Source organism: Streptomyces sp. P17 (genome assembly GCF_032436805.1).
GTDB lineage: Bacteria > Actinomycetota > Actinomycetes > Streptomycetales > Streptomycetaceae > Streptomyces.
The window spans coordinates 1-277 of record NZ_JAVRBF010000728.1 but is presented as its reverse complement, the minus strand read 5'-3'; the positions used below and the strand labels follow the sequence as shown (position 1 = coordinate 277).

General features: G+C 56.0%; 1 pseudogene. It reads right to left on the bottom strand.

The annotated features are described in order from the left end of the window. Positions 1–84 precede the first annotated feature (84 nt). A pseudogene (locus RMT89_RS42745) lies at positions 85–277 on the bottom strand (P-type conjugative transfer protein TrbJ); the annotation flags it as partial.

Below are 277 nucleotides of genomic sequence, written 5' to 3'. Positions count from 1 at the left end.
GAGCAGACCGAAGCCCGAGTCGATGTATTGCGAAAAGACCCCCAAGAATTGGTCGATGACCGACAGATCATTCATAGCCTGTCTCTAGTTGTTATAGAAGCTGACCGTTTGTGGCGTGTACTGAACTCCGCTGCCGACAAACTGTTGCCGCACGGTGAGGGAGCTGGTCTGCGCGGCGATCGGGTGTGCCTGCGCAAGGGCTGCGGCACGATCTTGTGTGAGTCGTAGCTGCTGTTCCTGCATCAGTTGCTTTCCTTGATAGCGCGCGAACTGATGC